This window comes from Bacillus sp. B.PNR1 (assembly GCF_030386235.1).
Classification (GTDB): domain Bacteria; phylum Bacillota; class Bacilli; order Bacillales; family Bacillaceae; genus Bacillus; species Bacillus stercoris.
Genome location: NZ_JANYMN010000003.1, coordinates 320691 through 345525, shown reverse-complemented (window position 1 = coordinate 345525; position 24835 = coordinate 320691). Strand labels below are relative to the sequence as shown.

Sequence of the window (24835 nt, the reverse complement as noted above, 5' to 3'; positions counted from 1 at the left end):
CCTCTTTTTTTTTATGAAAGGGAGGGCTTTTTTGAATGGATAAAAAAGAAACCCATCTGATCGGGCATTTAGAAGAGCTTCGCCGCCGGATGATCATAACCCTCGCGGCATTTCTTCTATTTCTCATCACAGCTTTTTTATTTGTACAGGACATTTATGACTGGCTGATCAGGGATTTGGACGGAAAGCTGGCTGTGCTTGGTCCGAGTGAAATTCTTTGGGTGTATATGATGCTTGCCGGCATTTGTGCCATTGCAGCCTCCATCCCTGTTGCCGCGTACCAGCTGTGGCGTTTCGTTGCCCCGGCGCTGACGAAAACGGAGCGGAAGGTGACGCTCATGTACATACCAGGTTTATTTACGTTGTTTTTGGCGGGCATCTCCTTCGGTTACTTTGTCTTGTTTCCAATCGTGCTCAGCTTTTTGACTCATTTATCCTCGGGCCATTTTGAAACGATGTTTACGGCTGATCGCTACTTCAGGTTTATGGTGAATTTGAGCCTGCCGTTCGGCTTGTTGTTTGAGATGCCCTTGGTGGTGATGTTTTTAACAAGGCTGGGCATCTTAAATCCCTACAGGCTGGCCAAAGCGAGAAAGCTGTCCTATTTTCTGCTGATCGTTGTGTCTATATTGATTACACCGCCGGATTTCATTTCTGATTTTCTCGTGATGATCCCGCTTCTTGTCCTGTTTGAAGTAAGTGTCACCCTATCAGCGTTTGTGTACAAAAAGAGGCTGAGGGACGAAACGGCGGCCGCTTAGTGCAGCGCACCGCCTGGTGACTTCACATCCTCATCATATTGTGCGGCCGTAACAGCGGCGATTCTCAATGCCCGGACAATCGTGTCGAGGCTGAGGCTCGGCGCTGTTTTGTCTGTTGTTTGCTCCGGAATGTAAGGAATATGAATAAACCCTCCGCGAATGTGCGGAGCTGTCTGGCTAATGTGATCCATTAATCCGTAGAACAAATAGTTGCATACAAAGGTCCCCGCTGTATACGAAACAGCGGCCGGAATGCCGTTTCCCTTCATTTTTTCAGTCATTCGTTTCACGGGAAGTCCCGTCCAGTAAGCGGCGGGCCCGTCTGGAGAAATCTCCTCATCAATTGGCTGCTGTCCTTCGTTATCGGGGATTCGCGCATCTGCAAGGTTGATCGCCACTCGTTCCGGTGTGACCTGCATCCGTCCTCCTGCTTGGCCGACACAAATCACGATATCTGGCTGATGCTTTTGAATGGCTTGGCGCAGAGTGTCCAGAGCGGATCTAAAGACGGTTGGAATTTGTTCCGCTGTAATGATGGCTTCATCCGTCTCGAAACCATTAAGACGTTTTGACGCTTCCCATGATGGATTGACGGTTTCTTTGTCAAAAGGATCAAAGCCTGTGATCAGCACTTTTTTTCTCATCTACTCATCTCCTTTTTCTTTTATTCTATTGTTTATTTATGGGTTTTTCATCAAAATAATGTAAAGGAGTGAATCATAATGGCACATTTGCCGGAGCAGTATCGCCAGTTATTCCCAACCTTGCAGACACATATGATGCTTGCCAGCTGTTCTCAGAGCGCGTTGGCAGAGCCTGTATCAAGGGCGATCCAGGATTATCATGACAGCTTGCTGCATAGGGGGACGAACTGGAAAGAAGCGATTGAAAAAACAGAGAGTACGAGAAACGAGTTTGCTAAGCTGATCGGAGCTGAACCGGATGAAGTGGCGATTGTGCCGTCAGTTTCTGATGCGCTAGTTTCCGTAGCATCGGCCCTATCTGTTTTTAGAAAGAAACATGTTGTGTATACGGAGATGGATTTTCCGGCAGTGTCTCATGTCTGGCAGGCACAATGCGACTATCACATATCTGTCATTCCATCAATAGACGGCGTGATGCCGCTCGAACAGTATGAAACGCATATTTCAGAAGAAACAGTGCTGACGTGTATTCCTCACGTTCATTATCGTGACGGCTATGTTCAGGATATAAAAGCGATCGCCGAGATTTCTCAGAGAAAAGGCTCTCTATTATTTGTGGATGCTTATCAATCAGCGGGTCACATTCCCATTGATGTGAAGGAGTGGGGCGTAGATATGCTGGCGGCAGGCTCCCGGAAGTATTTGCTCGGCATACCGGGTGTGGCGTTTCTTTATGTAAGAAAGGAGCTGGCAGACGCACTGAAGCCGAAAGCATCAGCTTGGTTCGGCAGAGAGAACGGATTTGATGGGGCTTATGCAAAAGACGCGCGCCGTTTTCAAACGGGCACCCCAGCTTTTATTAGCGTATACGCAGCTGCAGCGGCTTTGTCGCTGTTGAATCATATCGGGGTTTCTCATATCCGGAAGCATGTAAAAACGATCTGTGCCGATGCTTGTCAATATGCTGCTGCAAAAGGCCTGCAGCTGGTGGCTGCACAAGGCGGGGTTCAGCCGGGCATGGTTGCGATCCGTGATGAGCGGGCATCGGAAACGGCGGAATTGCTGAAGAAGAAAAAAGTGATTTGCGCGCCGCGGGACGAAGTCATCCGTCTCGCTCCCCACTTTTATAATACGAAGGAGGAAATGCGGCACGCGATTGATGAAATCGCGGCGAAAATGATTGATAAGTAAACATAGAAAAGCCCCTGAACACTAGGTCAGGGGCTTTTCATATTAATGGTCTACTTTAACGCGCTTCATAAAGAATGCGCCAACTAAACCGATAATGGCAACAATCATCGCAAACACAAACGCGTGCTGCACACCCGCTGTCAAAGCTTGCGGGATGACTGCCGGATCGGCAGGGTTTTTAACTGTACTCATATAATCATGCTGGCCTGCAGCCATAATGCTGACCGCAACCGCTGTTCCGATAGCGCCCGCCATTTGCTGCAGTGTATTCATAATGGCGGTGCCGTCTGGATAAAACTCGCGCGGCAATTGGTTTAAACCATTTGTCTGCGCAGGCATCATGATCATAGAAATCCCGATCATCAAGCAGGTGTGCAGGATGATAATCAGCACAGCCGTTGATGTGGTTGTGACATTTGAGAAGAACCAAAGAACAACAGTGACAATCACAAATCCAGGAATGACAAGCCATTTCGGCCCGTATTTGTCGAATAAACGGCCTGTAACAGGGGACATAAATCCATTTAAAATACCGCCTGGCAAGAGAACAAGACCAGATGCAAATGCTGTCAGGACTAAGCCGCCTTGCAGGTACATCGGCAGAAGCAGCATAGATGACAGAATGACCATCATGCAAATGAACACCATGACCACACCCAAAATAAACATCGGGTATTTGAACGCACGGAGGTTCATCATCGGCTGCTTCATTGTCAGCTGGCGGATTGAAAATAGGATAAGGCCAACAACGCCGACAATCAGCGACACGATAACAGTCGGGCTGGACCATCCCCCAGAGCCTTCACCCGCGTTGCTGAATCCGAACACAATGCCGCCGAAGCCAATCGTCGACAGGATGATAGACAATATATCGATTTTCGGCTTTGTCGTTTCAGATACATTCTGCATATATGCGATACCGAAAACAAGCGCCAGCACAAGGAACGGAAGAGAGATCCAGAAAATCCAGTGCCAGTTGAGATGCTCCAGAACCAATCCTGAAAAAGTTGGGCCGATGGCGGGCGCGAACATAATGACAAGCCCGATCGTTCCCATTGCGGCGCCCCGTTTATGAGGCGGGAAAATCACCAAGATTGTGTTAAACATCAGCGGCAGTAAAAGACCGGTTCCAAGTGCCTGAACGATCCTTGCCGCCAATAAAAACGGGAAGCTCGGCGCAAGCGCCGCAATGAATGTGCCTAAAATTGAAAAGATAAGTGATACGGTAAAAAGCTGTCTTGTTGTGAACCACTGCAACAGCAGTCCAGAAACAGGAACCAGGATACCGAGTACAAGCAGATAACCCGTCGTTAACCATTGAACGGTTGCCGCTGTAATGTTCAATTCCTTCATAAGGTCGGTTAACGCAATATTCAGCGCTGTTTCACTGAACATGCCGATAAAACCGGCCAACAGCAAGGAAATCATAATCGGCATCACTTTGTATTGCTGAGATGCTTTAGCTGTTGTTTCCAAAATCATTTCCCCTCTCTATCAACTGCATGTAGGATGTCGTTTTTTATCTCTTCAGCAGGTCAGGAATGCAGCTGGAGATATGAAGGAGCGGCGTACTGTTTTTTGCCGTCAAAGATAAAAGAATGCCGCCTTCAATCATCGCGTTAACTACAGTGCTGGCTTCTTTTGCATGGCTCTCGCTGCAGCCAGCCTGCCGCAGTTTTTCCTCATATACAGAGGCCCATTCTTTGTAGGCTTCATGGCAGGCTTCACGCAATGGTTCGCTTTTCAATGACGTCTCAGCCGCTAGCAAGCCCACAGGCAAGCCTTCAATGTCTTCCGTACATGAAAACTGGCAGGAGAGCTCCTTCAAAAAGGCTTGAATGCCTTCCGCCGGATCGGTGTAGGCTTCCATGCTACCCGCGATTTTCTGACGGATATACTCCTTCATCTCATTCACGGCTTCGATCGCAAGCTGTTCTTTACCGCCGGGAAAGTGGTAATAAAGAGAGCCTTTAGGCGCGCCGCTTTCCTTTATAATCTGGTTCAGCCCCGTGCCGTAATACCCCTGCAGCTGAAAAAGCCGGGTAGCTGCCGAAAGGATTTTCTCACGGGAATCTCCATAACTCATAACATTCCCACCTTACTGAATTCAATCAAAAATATAGTGACTGGTCTATTATCTTGATTCGTTCATCAATTGTCAAGAGAAATTCATTGTATGAAAAGACAAAAAAAGAAGTATATTACAACAAAAAAGTGAGAGAAAAGCTGACTGGACTTTTGACTGAATAGATAAAATATTCAATGATTAATCATCATAAGGATGTAAGGAGAGAAAGAGATGAAAAAACAACGACTGCTTGTACTTTTTACCGCACTACTGTTTGTTTTTGCCGGATGTTCACATTCTCCTGAAACAAAAGAATCCCCGAAAGAAAAAACGCAGACACAAAAAGTCTCTTCGGCGTCCGCCTCTGACAAAAAGGACCTGCCAAACGTTACAATTTTAGCGACAGGAGGCACGATTGCAGGAGCCGATCAATCGAAAACCTCAACAACTGAATATAAAGCAGGTGTTGTCGGCGTTGAATCATTGATCGAGGCAGTCCCGGAAATGAAGGACATCGCGAACGTCAGCGGCGAGCAGATTGTCAACGTCGGCAGCACAAACATTGATAATAAAATATTGCTGAAGCTGGCGAAACGCATCAACAACTTGCTTGCTTCAGATGATGTAGACGGAATCGTCGTGACTCATGGAACTGACACGCTGGAAGAAACAGCTTATTTTTTGAACCTCACTGTGAAAAGCGATAAACCGGTTGTTGTCGTCGGTTCGATGAGACCATCCACAGCGATTAGCGCCGACGGGCCGTCTAATCTGTACAATGCAGTGAAAGTGGCAGGCGCACCTGAGGCAAAAGGAAAAGGTGCGCTCGTCGTTCTTAACGACCGGATTGCATCAGCACGGTATGTCACCAAAACAAACACAACCACAACAGATACATTTAAATCAGATGAAATGGGCTTTGTCGGAACAATTGCCGATGATATTTATTTTAATAATGAAATAACCCGCAAGCATACGAAGGATACGGACTTTTCGGTTTCTAATCTTGATGAGCTGCCGCAAGTAGACATTATCTATGGATACCAAAATGATGGAAGCTACCTGTTTGACGCAGCTGTAAAAGCCGGAGCAAAAGGGATTGTGTTTGCTGGTTCTGGGAACGGGTCTTTATCTGACGCAGCCGAAAAAGGAGCGGGCAGCGCAGTCAAAAAAGGCGTAACTGTGGTGCGTTCAAGCCGTACGGGAAATGGTGTCGTAACGCCAAATAAAGACTATGAGGAAAAGAACCTCCTGGCATCGAACTCTTTAAACCCCCAAAAAGCGCGGATATTGCTGATGCTTGCGCTTACCAAAACCAACGATCCTAAAAAGATCCAAGCTTATTTCAATAAGTATTGAAGAAAAGAAGGCGAATAAGCCTTCTTTTTTTGTTTTTTAGGACCAATAATGACCTCTGAATCTTAAAATTTCTTTAAAAATAAGCCAAAATTACCCTTTACTTAATTAATTTGGTAACGTAATATATTTGGAGAATTTGTTACAAAAAAAGGAGGATATTATGAAATTTGTAAAAAGTAAGTTCATTGCAGTTGTAACAATTTTGATGTTGGCTGTTACATCGCTGTTTGCGTTGCAGCCGTCAGCAAAAGCCGCTGAACATAACCCAGTTGTTATGGTTCACGGTATTGGAGGAGCATCATTCAATTTTGCTGGAATTAAGAGCTATCTCGTATCTCAAGGCTGGTCACGGGACAAGCTGTATGCGGTTGATTTTTGGGACAAGACAGGCACGAATTATAACAATGGCCCGGTATTATCACGATTTGTGCAAAAGGTGTTAGATGAAACAGGTGCGAAAAAAGTGGATATTGTCGCTCACAGCATGGGGGGCGCGAACACACTTTACTACATAAAAAATCTGGACGGCGGAAATAAAGTTGCAAACGTCGTGACGCTTGGCGGCGCGAACCGTTTGACGACAGGCAAGGCGCTTCCGGGAACAGATCCAAATCAAAAGATTTTATACACATCTATTTACAGCAGTGCCGATATGATTGTCATGAATTACTTATCAAGATTAGATGGTGCCAAAAACGTTCAAATTCATGGCGTGGGACACATCGGTTTATTGATGAACAGCCAAGTCAACAGCCTGATCAAAGAAGGGCTGAACGGCGGAGGCCAGAATACGAACTAATGAAAAACAAAACCTTGAAGAATGCTATTCTTCAAGGTTATTCTGCTTTCAGCACAATGGTTTTTGCAGCCATATCATGAACGGTTTGTTTTTTCTTCGTAAATGCGGCAGTCAAATAGATCAGGCGGGAGAACACGTGCACCCACGCTATGATGTAGCGGACAATTGCCTGTAGGAGAGAAATTTTCTCGTGTGTTTCATCTCTTACGATTTGCAGTCCGATGATTTTTTTGCCCAGTGTCCCTTTCCACTTTGTCAGCGGCATCAGCAACGGGTACACAATCAGCATCAATATAGCGACTATAATGACACCGGCGGACCCGTCGCCAAACGTAAATCCGGCTGCCAAAATCACTGCTGCGGCAATGACCACATCAAGTACAAGAGCGCAGGCACGCAGCATAAAACCAGCTAGTTCCAATAGAAACACTCCTTAAAATGTTAAATAAATACCTAATGATTGTAAAAAAGAAGGGTCTAAAGTGGGAATAGGTGATAAGTCTTAAATCACAAAATTTGATGAAATTGTCATAGGTAAATTGGCATGATCAACCAGCTTATCCTATTACCAAATTCTTTTTTAGCCCGAAACCAAGCCCTCAGAAGTTATTTTTGTTAAAATAGAAAAGTTACAACAGAATTCGGAGGGTTTATTGTGGGAAAAGTGAAACGAAATGCCCCTTGCCCGTGCGGCAGCGGCAAGAAATATAAAAAATGCTGCGGAAGTAAAGTAGTCGACTTCCCGGCAGAGTTAGCGGCAAAAGAAGCAAAACAAATTCAGGAAGACTTAGTGGAGTATGCCTTCACAGTACATAGAGAAAGCATTTCAGGCTTTATCAACCAGCATGATTTTCTTTCTGCTATGGACAGACAGACGAAAGACATCAGCGTATTTAACTTGGGTATCTGGGGAATCTTCTTCCATCCGCTTGCTGGTGAGAAGACAATCTTCGAAGAGTACCTGCAGAAAAAAGGCGATTCGATCACTCGTCCAAAAACGCGTGAGATCGTTGAATCATGGAACAGCATGACGCCAGCTTTATTGTTGCTGAAGGACCTGAAAGAAGGCATCATTCACTTTGAAGATGTCATTACGGCAAAACAATTCGAAGTGGAAATGGACGCCAGCAATCAAGACCTTCCTCCAGTGGGAAGCCTGATTCTTGGATATCCAATCCACGAAGCCGAAAAAGCAGAATTCTTCATGCAGTTCACAATCTTCCCGGTGAAGAGAACAGAAGCGCTGATCAGCAAGGTGAAGAAATATGCGGATGCCGCTGTGAAGAACGGCAAAACGCCGGAGGACTTCATGAAGCAGGAATTCAACAGCGTTCTGTTCGCGCTGTTAGCTGAAAAGGATGAAGAACCGCAAGCAGAAAAAGCGGAGGAAAGCTCTGTTGAGTGGGCAAACGACTTGGAGAAAGAAACCGCTGCGGCTATCGAAGAAGGCATGAGCGGGGATGAGTATCCGACTGAGTTGATTCCGGCTGTTATTGACATCTGGAAAACATTCTGCGAGAAAAAATCACCTGTCATCAGAAAGCCGGAAGCTTTTGCGGCGGCAGTTGAATATTATGTAAACGCGATTTCTCTTAACGGCGCGTCCGTTTCCCAGGCTAAACTGGCGAAAAAATACGGCGTCAGCGCATCAACCATTTCCAGCCGTTACAAAGAAATTGAAAGCACGCTGCAGGACGAAGCGGATCGCTTTGCCCAAGCGTTATCCTCATAATGAAAAAAACCTTGAAAAGCCAGGCTTTTCAAGGTTTTTTTATTTCTGAAACGGAATTTTGATTTCTAACCGGAAGACGGGGTGGCGGTAGGTAAAATCCAGCCTGCCAAAAGCGCTCTTCACGAGTTTTTGAATGATATATGTGCCCATGCCTTCATGAGCACCGCCTTTTGTGGAGCGGCCAAACGATTGATACAGAGTATCGAGCACCGTAGGGTCCATGCCGGGGGTGCTGTTTTCACAAATCAGCACATAAAGCCCGCTTCGCAGTGAAGTTTCCAGCTTAATCTCCGCTTTTTCTCGGGCCTCCGCCGCGCTGTCGAGCGCATTTTCCAATATGTTGCCGACCAAGCTGACCTGATCAGCAGCTGAAAATGGAAGTGAAGAAAGCGGTGTATGCATATGAAGTGAAACACTCACATTTGAGGCGGTGGCTTTTTCTAGAAAATCATAAAGCACCCCTGCAACGTACGCGTTCTCTCCTTTCAAAAAACGGTCATATTGACTGTATTGATCCGTCCAGTTTTGAATATATGCTTGTGTATCTGCCTTGGGCTGAGCTGATTTGATTGCTGTGATATGTTTCATTGTGTCATGATTCCGGCTTCTGACATCGATCAGCATTTGATTGGCGTGCTGTTCAGCTTGTGTCAGCCTATCAATTTGATCAGAAAGCCTTGCTTGCAGGGCAGACTGTCCGATACGGAGCCCTTCACACCCTGCAAATATCACGATCGCAAATAATGCCGGCATTATGTCAGAGCTGAACGGCACTACCGCCGCTGCCATCGCTTGAATCACCGCAATCCACGCACAAAGCTGGAAGGAACAGCGGTCCCACACCAGCTTCGTTTTCCATAGGTACAATCCTGCTGCCGCCGCACCTAAAGCAGCGGCGAGCCAAGAGCCGGCTGTACTGTGCCAAAGAGCAGCAGCCCCCTGATAACATATGAAACTAAATAAAATCAGATAAAGACCTTTAAAAAGGGTAACCACGTACTAAACTCCTCAAAAATAGTAGTTTTGAAAATAATCAAGCTGCTGCTTGGTGATCATCGCTTTTTTAGACGTTCCCTCAAAGGAAACCGTGAATGAATGCTTGGTATAAGCGGAAAAGTGCTTTATGTAATGAATGTTGATAATAAAGGAACGATGCGAACGGAGAAAATCCTTTTCGGGCAGGTCGCCTTTAATATCATTTAATGTTTGATACGTTTGCACCTCTTCAGCGGTTGTCACAATCGTCGTGGAACGTCCCGTCCGTTCTGCGAAAATAATATCCTTCTTTTGCAGGACGTGCATTTCAGATTTTTGCTTGATCAATATACGCCCATTCAAACTCGTTTCCGTTTTCTTTTTCAAATAACGGTCGAAGGAAGCGGCCAGACGGTCAGCATAGTAAGGCTTCATAATATAATCGTGGACGTTCAGGTCAAAGGCGTGAACCGCATAACCGCTGTGGCCGGTAACAAAAATCACATCCACATCAAGTGAATGGGATCTGATCAAATCCGCAAGCTCGTAGCCAGACATATGAGGCATCTCGATATCGGCAAGCAGCAGATCAATGTCTTCATTCTTTACCCGGCTGTAGGCTTCCTCCGCTGAATCGGTGGAAAAGACAATTTCGACATTTTGCATTCTGGATACGATCGCTTCCAGCTTCTCTAAATCTACTCGATAATCATCGACAAGTCCGACTTTTACCATTATCATTCTCCTAGTTACATAGAATCATCTTTATTCTATCCCATTTCGCGACATAAAAAGAACTCTTCGCGACAACTTTATCCAACAAATCCAGCATTTCGTATATAGTCATTATTAGAAAAAAGAAAAGGGAGATTATGACATGATTACACTGACCGATTGCAGCCGCAGGTTTCAGGATAAGAAAAAAGTAGTCAAAGCGGTGCGAGATGTAAGCTTAACAATTCAAAAAGGAGAAGTCGTCGGCATTCTCGGAGAAAATGGTGCGGGCAAAACGACGATGCTGAGAATGATTGCTGCCCTGCTTGAACCGTCACAAGGGGCAATCACGGTAGACGGCTTTGACACGGTCAAGCAGCCGGCTGAGGTCAAAAAAAGAATCGGTGTCTTATTCGGAGGAGAAACCGGGCTTTACGACAGGATGACCGCTAAAGAAAATCTCCAATACTTCGGCAGGCTGTATGGGCTGAACCGCCACGAGATCAAAGCAAGAATTGAAGATTTATCGAAACGATTTGGCATGCGCGATTATATGAACCGCAGAGTGGGCGGGTTTTCGAAAGGGATGAGGCAGAAGGTCGCCATTGCCAGAGCGCTGATTCACGATCCGGACATCATTTTATTTGATGAACCGACTACAGGGCTTGATATTACATCCAGCAATATCTTTCGCGAATTCATCCAGCAGCTGAAAAGAGAACAGAAAACCATTCTTTTTTCCAGCCACATTATGGAGGAAGTGCAGGCGCTCTGTGACAGTGTCATCATGATTCACAGCGGAGAGGTGATTTACCGGGGGGCGCTTGAATCACTATACGAGAGCGAGCGCAGTGAGGATTTGAATTACATCTTTATGTCTAAGCTTGTCAGGGGGATTTCTTAAATGCTGAGCCATATTTATAAAAAAGAAATGATCGACGCTTTGCGCGACAGAAAAACGATATTACTCACAATCTTAGTGCCGATGATTATGATGCTTGGGCTTGTATTCTTTTATGAAAGCATGCTGTCCGAAAAAGAGGAGCAATACACGCTGGCTGTCGGCCATTCTCTGCCGCCCGCACTGGAAAGTAAGCTTCATGCGATTGACGAGATCAGCGTAAAAACGTTTGCTGAGCCTAAAGAAGCGGTTGACGAAGGAAAAGCAGATGCCTATCTGAACGTCCCGAAAGAGTTCGACTCATATGTCAACAGCATGACGCCATTTAAGATTGATGTTTACGGCAATTCAGTCGATCAAGGGTCGTCAAATGCGATGCAGCTTGTGCAATCTGCCTTAGATCAGTATAAAAATGAAATTGTGCAGGAACGTTTAACAAATAAGCGCATTGATCAATCGGTCATACAGCCATTTACGATTCAGCAAAAGGAAGCGGATGAGGAGAAAGGGGTTTCCGCTATTATGCTTTCCGCCATCCTGCCCATGCTGATTCTGACTTCCATTGTTTCCGGCGCAATGCCGATCGCTCTTGATATCATGGCCGGGGAAAAGGACCGGAAATCAATTGAGGCGCTGTTATTGACGCCAGTCAGCAGAAACAAAATGCTGGTCGGCAAGTGGCTTGCGGTTTCTACTTTTGGCGTTGCTTCAGGTGTATTTGCTTTGGTGTTTTTGATTTTGTCCACCGTCTTATTTACTGAGAATTTAAAAACGGCCCTCCAGCTGGGAGATCATATGTGGAGTGTAATCGGCGCTTCAGCCTTAATCATCGTGCTTTCTGCATTGCTGATCTCTGCGATGGAGCTTTTCATCAGCATCATTTCGAGCTCGGTAAAGGAAGCGCAAAGCTATATGTCTCTCGTCGTCTTTCTGCCTGTGTTCCCGATGTTTTTCATCTTCAGCAAGGCACCGAATCAATTTGATTTATCGTACTTTCTTATCCCGTTTCTGAACCTGCATGCGTTATTCAAACAGCTTTTATTCGGGATGGTTGACCCGGCTGCCATTTGGTGCACGTCAGGAACCATCGCCGTGCTCATCGCCATTTTCTTTTTACTGGCCAGAGCCTGCTTCCTGAAAGACAAATGGGTTCTTCCGAAATAAACTTTGCAAAAGGAGAAATACACTTTCTCCTTTTTGTATATCCTGAAAAAAGAAGGAAAATAGAAAAAGGATATCTAATACAAAAAGTGAACCTGCACTATTTTTCATCAAAATTGGTTTCGAAGGAGAAGGAACAATGGATCATACACGTACACTCGGCAAAACGAAGCTGAAGGTGAAGCGGATCGGACTCGGCGCGAATGCGGTCGGCGGGCATAATCTATTTCCAAATCTACATGATGAAACAGGGAAGGATTTAGTGCGCACGGCATTGGATGGCGGCGTGAACTTTATCGACACCGCCTTTATATATGGGTTGGGGCGATCTGAAGAATTAATCGGCGAAGTTGTGCAGGAGCGCGGCGCACGGAATGAGCTCATCATTGCCACCAAAGGTGCCCATAAAGAAGTGAATGGCAGCATTGAATTAGACAATAGCCGGGAGTTTCTTCGCAGTGAGGTGGAAAAGAGCCTGAAGCGGCTGAAAACAGATTACATTGATTTGTATTATGTTCATTTTCCGGATGGAAAAACGCCTCTCGCTGAAGTAGCGGGCACTTTGAAAGAGCTGAAGGATGAGGGGAAAATCAAAGCGATCGGCGCATCGAACCTTAATTATCAGCAATTGCAGGAATGTAATGCTGACGGCTATTTGGAGGTCTTCCAAGCCGAATACTCTCTCATTCAGCGTGATGCCGAGAAGGAGCTTCTTCCATACTGTGAACAACACGGCATTTCTTTTATTCCTTACTTTCCGCTTGCGTCCGGACTGCTGACAGGAAAATTCTCGCAAGACACAGTCTTTGATGACTTCAGAAAGGATAAACCGCAATTTCAGGGTGAAACATTTATCCACAATCTCAAAAAAGTAGATAAACTGAAAGCGGTAGCGGAGGAAAAACAAGCCGAGACAGCACATGTTGCTTTGGCGTGGCTGTTAACGAGACCAGCGATTGATGCCATTATTCCAGGAGCTAAACGACCTGAGCAATTACAGGATAACCTGAAAACCTTAAACGTTGATCTGACCGAGGATGAAGTGAATTTCATCAGCGACATTTTCAAATAAAAAAGGAAATAGCCGTCAAGGCTATTTCCTTTTGGTGTTTTATTCTTTGATGAATGCTTCGACTAATTCTGCTGCTCTGTAATCGTCCATATCAAGCTGCCATTGATCGATGTCATTTTTCTTCATTTTCACTTCAACTGTTTTTTCAGATGAAGCCGGTCCAAGCTTTTTGAATTCCTCAGGATAGACTTGAAGCGCGTATTTCACAGCTTCTTCATAGCTGGCATTAGAGTTTTTGCTATAGTAGTCTTTCACTTTGTCTTCGATACGGTCTGAAAGAGAAGATGCATCTACAGGTTTCACTGTGGCTTCAACAATGGCTTCGTCCTTAGAGATTGAAGTCGTTTTTGCCTGAATGGAAGAGTTTTTGCTTAATCCCTCTTTAATGCCGTTTACGATATTATCAAGCGCTTTGCTGTCCGCATATGTGCTGGAAAGGCCGGAAGCTGATAGATAACCGTCTTTGGCTGATTCGTTGAAGTCATTGACAATTTCATTCTTGTTAGCGCCGGTGATTTTTTCGAAATCGGCGTTATCTTTGCCGAAAAGAAGGACATCAATATAAGCCGATAACGCTTTTGCAGAATCTTGGAGCTTATCTGCCGTCGCTAGGATTTTTTTGTCTTTTCCGTCAATTTTAAAAGTAACTGATTTTGGCTTTTTATCACCGTAAGACTCCGGCGTATAGTTAAGCTCGTATTGCTTGCCTTTATCTACAACGAAGAACAGATTTCCTTCAACGGATTTGTCAGCGTTAATCGTGCTGCCTTGAAGCTTTTCACTATAGTCTTCAGGATCTGTGTCAGACATTTTCGTATCACCTTGATACAAAGTGAAATCCATGCTGTCTACATTCAGCGGGTCTTTTCCTGTGTTTTTCACAGCGACATTCACTTTTAACACAAGCTGGTCATCTGAAGTGGACTTATCATATTTAGACGGAAGCGTGTAAGAAACATCCTTGATTTTGACTTGAGCTATATCTGAGCTTTTTTCTGTTTCTGATTCTTTCTTATCCGCGCTTGTTTTGCTGCCGGAACAAGCAGCTGTAAACATCATCAGCAGAAGAATTAGGAAAACAGCGTACGTTTTTTTCTGAAACATTCATTTTTCCTCCTCAAATGGTTTAGGGAAGGGGAGTCTTTTGTCTTTGAGAAATGGATCTTTTTGAATGGATTAGCATCATATAACCAAAAAAATCAGTTCTTTTCTCACGGTTTTCACCGGATTTTCTGGAAACTCCGCCCTCCTTTGTCATGAATGGACCTATAAAAAGTTACAACGGAATTAATTTTAAGATTATTAGCTTTTATATTGAATAGGTTCATCATCCTATTTTTGGCGAAAAATGTTCTGGTAAAACTGGTAAACTCAGAAAAATGTGTATTTTAGACTATTACTTTTTAACCTGTTGAAGGGGACATATGAAGGATGAAAGGGGCTGTCTTTGTGAAGAAAGAGGAATTGAAACAAAAAGCACTGGAAATCGGCCGGGTGCCGACACACTTAAAACTGGAAATTGAAGATTTTGACGATGATGACAAAAGAGCTCATTTTTGTTGGACAGATCCTCAGGATGAGAATATCGGCATTATCGTGGAACTTGGACCGGGCGGGGAGCTGGAATCCCTTTCCCGTGATATGGAGCCTGAAAGCGGAGAAAGGCTGTCTGAGGAGAAACTAGAGGATATCATGCGCCAATTTGTAGAGACCCATCATCCGGGAGCACTCTCTGCCTTTGTTCGTGAAGAAAATGACCGTACATCCTGTGATAAAGTGAGATTTTCATATGTTCAAATGGAGGCCGGGCTTCCTCTCCCTATGAGCGGATTTATGGCTGATGTTTCTTTATCAGGTGAGATCGTTTCCTTCCGCTATTACGGCAAAGCGGGCAGCATCATCAAGCCAAAACGGATAGCGGATGTTGAAGAGGCACTTGCCTTCTTCAAGAAGGATGTGGAGTTTGACCTTTTGTTTGAAGTTCTCCATCGTTCTGTTTACGAAAACGGAGATGATCAGCCGCATTTGGTGTATGAGCCTGAATGCAGGGCCATTACCGTACCTGCGGATTTGGTTCAAGAAGAACAGGCAGTTGATGATGACGATGATTACAGGGAGCCGGAGAGCTTTCCTCTCCCTTTATTCGAGGAGATTTACGAAAAGGCCGATCCTGTCAGCATGATTGGAATCGAAAAAGGATTTGTCAAAGAACGGGAAGTGGATTTGGACGATGGGAGAATCGGGATCGTTTGGCGGAATCCGAATGAACCTATGTATCAGCCGGCGGATAAAAGTTTGTACAGTTGGTTCAAGGGACGGACGCATCAAGTGCTGAAAACCATCTATCACAAAGAAACCGGAAAACTCGAAGGCGTCATGTCATTTATGGAGAAAAAAGGGCCGTTGACAGTAACTGAGGCAGAGTGCGAAAAAATCGCGCTGCGCTTTCTGTTTGCTTTATTTCCAAATGCCGATCAATATTTTAGGATCAGATACGACGAAAAGGATGAAGAAGAGAACGCAGTCGCTGGTTTTACGTTTGAAGCGCATTGTCACGGAGTTCCGCTCCGATTTGGGCAGATCAGAATTTGCGTCAGCCGCCAGACAGGGGATATCACCGTTTATATGGGACCGGATATTAATCCAAATGAGCTGGCAGCCATTGATCCCGTTCCGGCCATTTCAGTTGAACAAGCCAAGTCTATCTTTTGGCAGCATTTTAAAGTTGAGCTTGGCTGGGAAAGAGAGTACGGGGATGATGAAGAACACAGCTACCGGCTCGTCTATCAGCCGGTGTATCCCCGTTTTATCGAAGCCCATACAGGAGAGCCTGTCTTTAGCTCATGGTAAAACAGCTAAAAGTCACACAATTGCCTTAGATTTATAAAGGGATATGTGATGAAAGTAACAGGAGGAATGTCAAAAAACAATGATAATAATAGAAAAGGACCTTTCTTCACTTTAAAAGAAGAAAGGTCCTTTTATATAATAAACTGGATTCTCTTTGTCGTAGACTCTTTGAAAGGATGACTTCATTGGTAAATAAACAGCTGAAAAAGAAGGCGCAAGAGATCGGGAATGTACCGCCGCATTATGAGCTTGAGATAGAAGATTATGATCAAAAACAAAAGAAGAAGGGGCGGGCATACTTCATCTGGAGGGACCCTGAAGATCCGGAAAAGCACATTACAGTGGAACTCGGAAATGATGGTGCTTTGCTCACCTTTTCAACATCCGTCCGCTCCGAGACAGACAAACAACTTCCAGACGCCGAGCTGAAGCTGACGGCTCTTCAGTTCGCCGCTGCTAACCATCCCGGCACATTTATGAATTTTCATTTTCAAGGCAAGGAAGAACGGAGGCAGCACATTCGTTTTATGTATACCAAAAGGGAATTAGGGCTTCCGCTTCCTAATTCAGGCTTTTTAATTGATGTGACACGCAGCGGTCAGATCATCCATTTTTTATATTACGGAGAAGGGCATAAAGCCGAAGTTCCAAAAGAATTTGTAGCGAAAGAGAAGGTTGTGTCCCATTACTTAAATACAATGTCTTTTCAGCTGATGTACGATGTTATTGATGGCGATCAGGCACCCAGGCTTGTATATGAACCGATTCTGCCGGGATACAGTTATCCCGCGGATATAGACGAAATTGTGCCCGACCAGCATATCGGAGATGAAAGAATAGAAAACGCGGCGCCATTGCCGCAGCTTCGGAACAACGAAGAAGTCGATATATTTGCCTTGCTGGGTCTTACCCCTGATATGCAGAAAGTCAGTGAAAAAGACTTTGGGGAACAAATAGGAAGCACGTGGCGCAGGGGCACTGCACCGGAGCGTAAGGATCTGAGCATAGGAAGCTATTTTGAAATGAGAAATAAAAACACAATCAAAATGAAGACGGATAAAAGAACCGGAAAATTAAAAGCAGCGCTTTCTTTTATTGAGCGGCGCAACAACCGCCAATGCTCAATGGAAGAATGCCAGACAATAGCGCTTCAATTTTTGTATGCTCTTTATCCGAGAGCAGCCGAGTTTTTCAAATTGAATCCCGTCCGAATTGATGAAAGAGGGAGAATCCGCAATCATTTTTCTGTCTGGTATAAAGGAGTGCCGCTGCGGTTCGGCGCCGCCCGTATCATTGTCAATCCGGAAACGGGATTGATTGATGCTTTTATGGCGCCTGATATTGAACCTGAACAATTGGAAGCAATAAATCACAGGCCGGATATTTCCGCTGAAGAAGCGAGAGAAGCGTTTTTAGCCGCTTTTGATGTGAAGCTGGAATGGCAGCCTGATTTTACAGCAGGCAGTGACCAGCACTGCAAACTTGTCTATAAGCCGGTTTACCCTTCCTATATTGATGCGCACATAAGGAAAAAGAAAAGGCTGTGAGGGATGTCTAGTTGGGAATCATCTCCAAGTGGGGATAGTCCTTGAATCGTTTCCAATCCCCGCCCCATTCAAAACCGAGTTGCTTGGCGATCTCGACAACCTCCAGCCAATCCGATTTTCCATTTTGATTGCCGTCATATTCCATATCCCATATGATGCTGCCATCCTTTTTTTGAAGGGCGAAATCAATCGCTAAACCATAGTTGTGATACGATTCCCCTCCTCTTGCATAGGTGACAATATTCCCTTTTTTTGTACGTCCCTGTTTATATAATTCGTCTTGTTCCTTAAAGGATCTGAATCCTTCAGTAATAACGACGGTAATGCCTTTATTCGCTGCAGCGGCTTTGAGTGCATCGGCATTCTGCTTCACAATCGGGTGAAGATCCGAAGGGACAGGCATGTGCTGCAAGGCGTTTTGAGAATGCCATTCATGCCGAATATAACTAACACAAAGATTTAGAAAAAATAGAATACATAAGATAACAGATGTTTTTGCGGCCAACTTCATATCGGTCTCACTTTCTCAAGATGTGCTGAATGTTAACGCTTTTAAGTGATTGACTCTCTCTAAAAGCGGACAGCTATGATAAAATATAACATAAATAGTAGCAGGAGGAAGGAGGCAGACTGATGAGAGCAAAGATTCCATCTGAAGAAGTAGCAGTAAAGCTAAATGAATGGTACAAGCTCATTCGCGCATTTGAAGCAGATCAAGCAGAAGCGTTAAAGCAGGAGATTGAATACGATTTAGAAGATATGGAAGAGAACCAGGACTTGCTTTTATATTTTTCTTTGATGGAATTCCGGCACCGAATCATGCTTGATAAGCTGATGCCGGTGAAAGACAGCGACACCAAGCCTCCGTTCTCTGATATGCTGAATGAAATTGAAAGCAATCAGCAAAAACTCACGGGCTTATTGGAATACTACTTTTATTACTTCAGAGGAATGTACGAATTTAAGCAGAAAAATTTCATATTAGCGATTGACCATTATAAACATGCTGAGGAGAAGCTCGAGTATGTTGAGGATGAGATCGAAAAAGCTGAGTTTCTTTTTAAGGTTGCAGAAGTGTATTACCACATCAAACAAACGTATTTTTCCATGAACTATGCGAGCCAGGCGCTTGATATCTATACGAAATATGAACTGTACGGCCGCCGCCGCGTGCAGTGTGAATTTATCATCGCCGGAAATTTGACGGATGTGTATCATCATGAAAAAGCACTGACCCACTTGTGCAGTGCCTTAGATCATGCCAGGCAGCTGGAAGAAACGTATATGATCGCCGCTGCCTATTATAATGTCGGCCACTGTAAATACAGCCTGGGCGATTACAAAGAAGCGGAGGGCTATTTCAAAACAGCCGCCGCTATTTTTGAGGAGCACAACTTTCAGCAGGCTGTTCAAGCTGTATTTTCACTGACTCATATGTACTGTAAAGAAGAAAAATACGACAAAGCAGTAGCGACATATGAACGCGGGATAAAGAGCGCGGCTGAATGGAAAGATGACATGTACTTGACGAAATTCCGCCTCATTCATGAGCTGTATCTTGGAAGCGGCGACCGGACCGTGCTTACAGAATGCTTTGACCTGCTGGAATCCAGGCAGCTTCTTGCCGACGCCGAAGATCTGCTGCATGATACAGCGGAACGTTTCAATCAGGTGGAACATTACGAGTCCGCCGCTTTCTTTTACCGCAGGCTGATGAATATTAAAAAGAAGCTAGCCGAGCAGCGCTTTCAATAGAAAAAAGCAGAGAACTACAGGTTCTCTGCTTTTTTTGTGCTGTTTTCAACTCGGAAAAACAGGGTATTTTCCACTGCATAGTGAGAAATCAGAGGAGGATATCATGTATGTATAAAGAGTTAACTGGAAAAACAGCGATTGTGACAGGGTCTTCAAAAGGAATCGGGAAAGCCATTGCGGAACGGTTCGGACAGGAGAAAATGAATGTTGTTGTAAACTATCACAGCGACCCGTCTGGAGCCGATGAAACTGTGGACATCATTAAGCAGAACGGAGGGAAAGCCGTTGCAGTTGAGGCGGATGTGTCCAAAGAAGAAGGGATTCAGGCGCTCTTGGACACCGCTTTAGAGCATTTCGGAACGCTCGATGTGATGGTAAACAACTCCGGTTTTAACGGCGTTGAGGCGATGCCGCACGAGATGAGTATTGAAGATTGGCAGAGAGTGATTGATGTCAATGTCACTGGAACCTTTATGGGAGCGAAAGCGGCACTTAACCACATGATGAAAAACAATATCAAGGGCAATGTGCTGAATATCTCAAGTGTTCATCAGCAGATTCCGCGCCCAGTCAATGTTCAGTATTCCACATCCAAAGGCGGCATCAAGATGATGACGGAAACGCTGGCGCTCAATTATGCGGATAAGGGAATCCGCGTCAATGCGATAGCGCCAGGCACCATTGCCACAGAATCAAATGTTGATACGAAAAAGGAAGAGAGCAGGCAAAAGCAATTGAAAAAAATCCCGATGAAAGCCTTCGGAAAACCGGAAGAGGTGGCGGCAGCAGCTGCTTGGCTCGTATCTGAGGAAGCAAGCTATGTGACCGGGACTACACTTTTCGTCGACGGCGGAATGACACTTTATCCGTCTCAGCTTGAATAGAACATCAAATACAGGGGGATTGCGGGATGAACACAGACTGGTGGAAGGATGCGGTGGTGTACCAGATTTATCCGAGAAGCTTTCAAGACAGCAATGGAGACGGAATTGGGGACTTGCGGGGGATTATTTCCCGTCTTGACTACATAAAGGAGCTCGGGGCGGATGTGATTTGGGTTTGCCCAATCTATCCTTCTCCGAATGTTGATTACGGCTATGATGTGACAGACCATAGGGCAATCATGGATTCATACGGAACAATGGACGATTTTCACGAGCTGCTGGACCAGGTGCATCAGCGGGGATTAAAGCTGGTGATGGACTTTGTGTTAAATCACACCTCGGTCGAGCATCCGTGGTTTAAAGAAGCGGAGCTGGACAAAAACAGCAAATACCGCAGCTATTATTACTGGCGTCCCGGCACAAAGAACGGCCCGCCGACGGACTGGCTCTCAAACTATGGCTGTCCGGTCTGGCAATACGAGGAGCATACCGGAGAATATTATCTCCATATGAACGCCGTCAAACAAGCTGATTTAAACTGGGAAAATCCCGAAGTTCGCCAAGCGGTGTATGACATGATGAAGTTTTGGCTCGATAAAGGGGTCGATGGCTTGCGCATTGATCAGCTCCACCTCATTTCTAAGAAAGAATATCTTCCTTCGTATGAGGACTATATCAATCAGCAGGCAGAGCCGAAGCCCTTTCAGCCAAATGGCGATCGAATCCATGACTATTTGAAAGAAATGACAGATGAAGTGTTTTCTCAATATGATGTCATGTCTGTCGGAGAAGTCGGCAATGTCACGCCGGAAGAAGGCCTAAAATATACGGGAACAGATAAGCATGAGCTGAATATGATTTTTCACTTTCAGCATATGGAGCTTGACCAGCAGCCCGGGAAAGAACATTGGGATGTAAAGCCACTTGAGCTTTCTGATTTAAAATCGGTTTTGACAAAATGGCAAAAAAAGCTTGAACATCAAGGCTGGAATACATTATATTGGTGCAACCACGACCAGCCCCGGATTGTATCCAGGTTCGGGGACGATGGAGAATACCGCAAAGCATCTGCGAAAATGCTGGCTACCGTACTTTATTTCATGAAGGGCACGCCGTACATTTATCAGGGAGAAGAAATCGGGATGACAAACGCGCCGTTCACCCAGATTGAGGACTACAAAGATATCCAAACGATCAATATGTATCATAAACGGGTATTTGAAAAAGGCTATGATCCAGAGGATGTGATGAGATCAATCTTAGCCAAAAGCCGGGATCATGCCCGGACCCCGATGCAGTGGAACAGCGGCAAAAATGCCGGATTTACTGACGGCACGCCATGGCTGAAGGTCAACCCGAACTTCACCTCCATCAATGTGGAGGAAGCGCTGAGTGACCCCGATTCGGTCTTAATCTATTACAAAAAGCTGATCAGACTGAGAAAGCGGTATGCTGACCTTATAAAAGGAAGCTATGATCTTTTGCTTCCGGACGATCCGCAGTTGTTTGTATATATGAGAGGAAACGGTAACCAGCAGCTTTTGTCAGTCAATAATTTTTCAAAAGAGCAGGCTGTTTTCCCATGGCCTAAGAACTGCTGCAAAGCTCAGGCATCTCTGCTTCTCAGCAACTATAACAACAACGGCGACCTTGCTGACGAAATGGTGTTCCAGCCTTATGAAAGCAGGGTGTACCTTCTGGACAAAACAACCTAATGATTTAGCAGCCCGGCATTCAGCCGGGTTTTTTTAGTACATATATTCGCTCTGCAGGCGGGAAGAATAAAAAGAAAATGAAATTTATTCTTGCAAAACGTAATGACTTCGGTTTATTATGATATAGGATTACAAAATCGTTATCATTTTGATTTAAAGCTACTGAAAAAGAGGGGATATACGATATGTTTAAAAAATGGAGCGGTTTGTTTGTGATTGCAGCGTGCTTTTTATTGGTTGCAGCATGCGGCAACTCATCAACAAAAGGGTCGGCGGATTCAAAGGGTGATAAACTGCACGTTGTCACAACGTTTTATCCGATGTATGAATTCACAAAACAAATTGTAAAAGACAAAGGCGATGTGGATCTGTTAATCCCATCTTCCGTTGAACCGCATGATTGGGAACCGACGCCGAAAGACATTGCCAATATTCAGGATGCTGATCTGTTCGTTTATAATAGTGAATACATGGAGACATGGGTTCCGTCAGCTGAAAAAAGCATGGGCCAAGGCCACGCCGCTTTCGTTAACGCAAGCAAAGGCATTGATTTAATGGAAGGCTCTGAAGATGAACACGAAGACCACGATCATGGGGAGCATGAGCACAGTCATGCAATGGACCCTCACGTATGGCTAAGCCCTGTTCTGGCGCAAAAGGAAGTTAAAAATATTACGGCGCAAATCGTAAAGCAAGACCCGGATAACAAAGAATACTATGAGAAAAATAGTAAAGAATATATTGCAAAACTGCAGGATCTTGATAAACTATATCGTACAACCGCAAAAAAAGCGGAGAAAAAAGAATTTATCACGCAGCATACTGCTTTTGGCTATCTCGCAAAAGAATATGGCCTGACGCAGGTTCCGATTGCAGGGCTTTCTCCTGACCAAGAACCGAGCGCAGCCAGCTTGGCAAAGCTGAAAACATATGCCAAAGAACATAATGTAAAAGTCATTTACTTTGAAGAAATTGCATCCTCAAAGGTCGCAGATACGCTCGCCAGTGAAATCGGCGCGAAGACAGAAGTGCTGAATACACTGGAAGGCTTAAGCAAAGAAGAACAGGATAAAGGTTTAGGGTATATCGACATTATGAAACAAAACCTCGATGCCCTGAAAGATTCACTATTGGTTAAATCATAAGATAGTGTGCGCCGAAGGGGTGCACACTATTTCTTTGTGAGAAAGGAAGATTAACATGAATCTCGTCTCATTGAAAGATATCGTTTTCGGCTATTCCCATACGCCTGTTTTAGATAAAGTATCACTTGATATTGAAAGCGGTGAGTTCGTCGGCATCACTGGACCAAACGGCGCCTCTAAATCGACGCTCATAAAAGTAATGCTCGGCATGCTGAAACCGTGGGAAGGCACAGTGACGATCAGTAAAAGAAACACAGAAGGGAAACGCCTGACCATTGGGTACGTCCCGCAGCAAATTTCTTCATTTAACGCCGGCTTTCCGAGCACGGTGCTGGAGCTTGTTCAGTCAGGCCGATACACAAAAGGGAAATGGTTTAAACGTTTAAATGAAGAAGATCATCTTGAAGTAGAAAAAGCACTGAAAATGGTGGAAATGTGGGAGCTCCGCCATCGCAAAATCGGTGATTTATCAGGCGGACAGAAGCAGAAAATCTGTATCGCCAGAATGCTCGCCAGCAACCCGGATCTCCTGATGCTGGACGAACCGACAACTGCAGTTGACTACGACAGCAGAAAAGGATTTTACGAATTTATGCATCACCTCGTGAAAAATCACAACCGCACAGTTGTGATGGTTACTCACGAACAAAACGAAGTACAGCAATTTTTAGATAAAGTGATTCGGTTAGAGAGAGGAGAAAAAGGCGGATGGAAATGTTTGACTTGGAATTCATGCGACGAGCTTTTCTAGCAGGCGGCATGATTGCCATCATGGCTCCGATACTGGGAGTGTATCTCGTTCTCAGAAGACAGGCCTTAATGGCTGACACACTTTCACATATCTCGTTGTCAGGTGTGGCCATCGGCTTTTTTCTCAGCACCAATATTACCGCAGCGAGCATAGTCGTCGTGACCATCGGCGCGATCGGAATTGAATACATGCGGCGGGCGTATCGGACTTATTCAGAAGTGTCCATTGCCATCTTAATGGCAGCTGGTTTGTCCTTCGCGATGTTTTTAATCAGCCTTTCCAAAGGCACAGCCAATATGAGCATCGATCAATACCTATTTGGATCGCTTGTGACAGTCAACCAGCAGCAGGTCTATATTATCGGTATTATCACACTGCTGATCTTGCTTTACTTTATCGTATTGAGAAGACCGCTCTACCTTCTGACGTTTGATGAAGCAACAGCCAAAACATCGGGAATCAATACAAACGTTCTCTCGTTGTCATTCAGTATTGTCACAGGCCTTGCGATTTCAGTCATTATACCGATCATCGGGGTCCTTCTTGTATCAGCCCTGCTCGTATTGCCGGCAGCATTCGCCATTAGAATTGCAAAAGGCTTTAACCTGGTCTTCATTACAGCCATACTCATTTCGTTATTCAGCGTATTTGCGGGACTGACATCATCCTATCAGCTCGGGACGCCGCCAGGGCCATCTATTACCCTGCTATTGATCGTTCTGCTTTTGCTCGGATTTGCAGTTCAGGGAGTTTGGATGTTTATCAAAAAAGAAGCTCAGCGCAAAAAAAGAAGCCGATAACATGAAAAGCA

The 24835-nt window shown here is 45.0% G+C and carries 25 protein-coding genes; 16 read left to right on the top strand and 9 right to left on the bottom strand.

The genetic code is table 11. From position 1 onward, the window contains the following. Positions 1 to 35 precede the first annotated feature (35 nt). Positions 36 to 761, top strand: a complete 726-nt coding sequence (gene tatC / locus NZD81_RS18405; RefSeq protein ID WP_014662651.1) for a twin-arginine translocase subunit TatC — start codon at positions 36 to 38, stop codon at positions 759 to 761. Here tatC and pcp read toward each other — a convergent pair. Beyond that, entirely contained in the window at positions 758 to 1405 is a 648-nt protein-coding gene (gene pcp / locus NZD81_RS18400; RefSeq protein WP_014662652.1) for a pyroglutamyl-peptidase I, read from the bottom strand. The two genes, tatC and pcp, sit on opposite strands and share 4 nt — an antisense overlap. A gap of 78 nt (positions 1406 to 1483) precedes the next feature. On the opposite strand from pcp, the gene NZD81_RS18395 reads away from it, so the two are divergent. Further along, on the top strand, positions 1484 to 2596 hold the full coding sequence (locus tag NZD81_RS18395; protein ID WP_172640149.1) for an aminotransferase class V-fold PLP-dependent enzyme: 1113 nt from the start codon (positions 1484 to 1486) through the stop codon (positions 2594 to 2596). Between the two features lie 42 nt (positions 2597 to 2638). Here the strand turns inward: NZD81_RS18395 and lmr(B) are convergent, their stop codons facing one another. Both lmr(B) and lmrA read right to left on the bottom strand, forming a co-directional pair. Next, complete coding sequence (gene lmr(B), locus NZD81_RS18390; protein ID WP_134976039.1) at positions 2639 to 4078, bottom strand: lincomycin efflux MFS transporter Lmr(B); 1440 nt, start codon at positions 4076 to 4078, stop codon at positions 2639 to 2641. A gap of 37 nt (positions 4079 to 4115) precedes the next feature. Next, positions 4116 to 4682: a transcriptional regulator LmrA gene (lmrA, locus tag NZD81_RS18385; RefSeq protein ID WP_040084272.1), complete on the bottom strand. Its 567-nt coding sequence runs from the start codon at positions 4680 to 4682 to the stop codon at positions 4116 to 4118. 213 nt (positions 4683 to 4895) lie between these two features. Between lmrA and ansZ the strand changes: the two genes are divergently transcribed. Both ansZ and estA read left to right on the top strand, forming a co-directional pair. Further along, a complete protein-coding gene (gene ansZ, locus NZD81_RS18380; RefSeq protein WP_040084270.1) occupies positions 4896 to 6023 on the top strand; it encodes an asparaginase AnsZ in 1128 nt (375 codons plus the stop codon). A 160-nt stretch (positions 6024 to 6183) separates the two neighbouring features. Next, entirely contained in the window at positions 6184 to 6822 is a 639-nt protein-coding gene (gene estA / locus NZD81_RS18375; RefSeq protein ID WP_014662657.1) for a lipase EstA, read from the top strand. Between the two features lie 37 nt (positions 6823 to 6859). Here the strand turns inward: estA and NZD81_RS18370 are convergent, their stop codons facing one another. Beyond that, positions 6860 to 7243: an RDD family protein gene (locus NZD81_RS18370; RefSeq protein WP_014662658.1), complete on the bottom strand. Its 384-nt coding sequence runs from the start codon at positions 7241 to 7243 to the stop codon at positions 6860 to 6862. Positions 7244 to 7477: 234 nt separating this feature from the next. Here NZD81_RS18370 and NZD81_RS18365 point away from each other — a divergent pair, with 234 nt between their 5' ends. Then, on the top strand, positions 7478 to 8554 hold the full coding sequence (locus tag NZD81_RS18365) for a helix-turn-helix domain-containing protein (RefSeq protein WP_040084268.1): 1077 nt from the start codon (positions 7478 to 7480) through the stop codon (positions 8552 to 8554). A 39-nt stretch (positions 8555 to 8593) separates the two neighbouring features. Here NZD81_RS18365 and natK read toward each other — a convergent pair whose 3' ends face one another. Further along, on the bottom strand, positions 8594 to 9550 hold the full coding sequence (gene natK / locus NZD81_RS18360) for a two-component system sensor histidine kinase NatK (RefSeq protein WP_172640147.1): 957 nt from the start codon (positions 9548 to 9550) through the stop codon (positions 8594 to 8596). A gap of 12 nt (positions 9551 to 9562) precedes the next feature. Further along, positions 9563 to 10264 carry a two-component system response regulator NatR gene (gene natR / locus NZD81_RS18355; RefSeq protein ID WP_014662661.1) on the bottom strand — a complete coding sequence of 234 codons (702 nt, stop codon included), beginning with the start codon at positions 10262 to 10264 and terminating at the stop codon, positions 9563 to 9565. A gap of 142 nt (positions 10265 to 10406) precedes the next feature. Between natR and natA the strand changes: the two genes are divergently transcribed. From natA to NZD81_RS18340, 3 genes are all read left to right on the top strand, one after another. After that, positions 10407 to 11147: a sodium ABC transporter ATP-binding protein NatA gene (gene natA / locus NZD81_RS18350; RefSeq protein ID WP_014662662.1), complete on the top strand. Its 741-nt coding sequence runs from the start codon at positions 10407 to 10409 to the stop codon at positions 11145 to 11147. Beyond that, positions 11148 to 12308: a sodium ABC transporter permease NatB gene (gene natB, locus NZD81_RS18345; RefSeq protein ID WP_040084265.1), complete on the top strand. Its 1161-nt coding sequence runs from the start codon at positions 11148 to 11150 to the stop codon at positions 12306 to 12308. A 136-nt stretch (positions 12309 to 12444) separates the two neighbouring features. After that, on the top strand, positions 12445 to 13377 hold the full coding sequence (locus NZD81_RS18340; protein WP_069148903.1) for an aldo/keto reductase: 933 nt from the start codon (positions 12445 to 12447) through the stop codon (positions 13375 to 13377). Positions 13378 to 13416: 39 nt separating this feature from the next. On the opposite strand, the gene NZD81_RS18335 is transcribed toward NZD81_RS18340, so the two are convergent. Together NZD81_RS18335 and NZD81_RS18330 are read right to left on the bottom strand one after the other, a co-directional pair. Beyond that, entirely contained in the window at positions 13417 to 14481 is a 1065-nt protein-coding gene (locus NZD81_RS18335) for a DUF4352 domain-containing protein (RefSeq protein ID WP_014662665.1), read from the bottom strand. Positions 14482 to 14503: 22 nt separating this feature from the next. After that, complete coding sequence (locus NZD81_RS18330; protein WP_134976045.1) at positions 14504 to 14635, bottom strand: hypothetical protein; 132 nt, start codon at positions 14633 to 14635, stop codon at positions 14504 to 14506. A gap of 173 nt (positions 14636 to 14808) precedes the next feature. Between NZD81_RS18330 and NZD81_RS18325 the strand changes: the two genes are divergently transcribed. Continuing rightward, entirely contained in the window at positions 14809 to 16227 is a 1419-nt protein-coding gene (locus NZD81_RS18325; RefSeq protein ID WP_069148904.1) for a YcdB/YcdC domain-containing protein, read from the top strand. Positions 16228 to 16412: 185 nt separating this feature from the next. Further along, on the top strand, positions 16413 to 17774 hold the full coding sequence (locus tag NZD81_RS18320; protein ID WP_014662668.1) for a YcdB/YcdC domain-containing protein: 1362 nt from the start codon (positions 16413 to 16415) through the stop codon (positions 17772 to 17774). A gap of 7 nt (positions 17775 to 17781) precedes the next feature. On the opposite strand, the gene cwlK is transcribed toward NZD81_RS18320, so the two are convergent. Further along, positions 17782 to 18285: a peptidoglycan L-alanyl-D-glutamate endopeptidase CwlK gene (gene cwlK / locus NZD81_RS18315; protein ID WP_014662669.1), complete on the bottom strand. Its 504-nt coding sequence runs from the start codon at positions 18283 to 18285 to the stop codon at positions 17782 to 17784. 122 nt (positions 18286 to 18407) lie between these two features. Between cwlK and rapJ the strand changes: the two genes are divergently transcribed. The 6 genes from rapJ to znuB all read left to right on the top strand — a co-directional run bounded on the left by rapJ (position 18408) and on the right by znuB (position 24824). After that, a complete protein-coding gene (gene rapJ, locus NZD81_RS18310; protein ID WP_014662670.1) occupies positions 18408 to 19529 on the top strand; it encodes a response regulator aspartate phosphatase RapJ in 1122 nt (373 codons plus the stop codon). 107 nt (positions 19530 to 19636) lie between these two features. Then, complete coding sequence (locus NZD81_RS18305; RefSeq protein ID WP_014662671.1) at positions 19637 to 20413, top strand: SDR family oxidoreductase; 777 nt, start codon at positions 19637 to 19639, stop codon at positions 20411 to 20413. A 26-nt stretch (positions 20414 to 20439) separates the two neighbouring features. After that, positions 20440 to 22128 carry a glycoside hydrolase family 13 protein gene (locus tag NZD81_RS18300; RefSeq protein WP_136654894.1) on the top strand — a complete coding sequence of 563 codons (1689 nt, stop codon included), beginning with the start codon at positions 20440 to 20442 and terminating at the stop codon, positions 22126 to 22128. Positions 22129 to 22313: 185 nt separating this feature from the next. Continuing rightward, a complete protein-coding gene (locus NZD81_RS18295) occupies positions 22314 to 23273 on the top strand; it encodes a metal ABC transporter substrate-binding protein (RefSeq protein ID WP_014662673.1) in 960 nt (319 codons plus the stop codon). A 55-nt stretch (positions 23274 to 23328) separates the two neighbouring features. Continuing rightward, positions 23329 to 24024, top strand: coding sequence for a zinc ABC transporter ATP-binding protein ZnuC (gene znuC, locus NZD81_RS18290; RefSeq protein WP_014475714.1), 696 nt, complete (start codon positions 23329 to 23331; stop codon positions 24022 to 24024). Then, on the top strand, positions 23982 to 24824 hold the full coding sequence (znuB, locus tag NZD81_RS18285) for a zinc ABC transporter permease ZnuB (protein WP_134976057.1): 843 nt from the start codon (positions 23982 to 23984) through the stop codon (positions 24822 to 24824). Before znuC ends, znuB begins: the two co-directional genes overlap by 43 nt. The last annotated feature ends 11 nt before the right edge of the window (positions 24825 to 24835 follow it).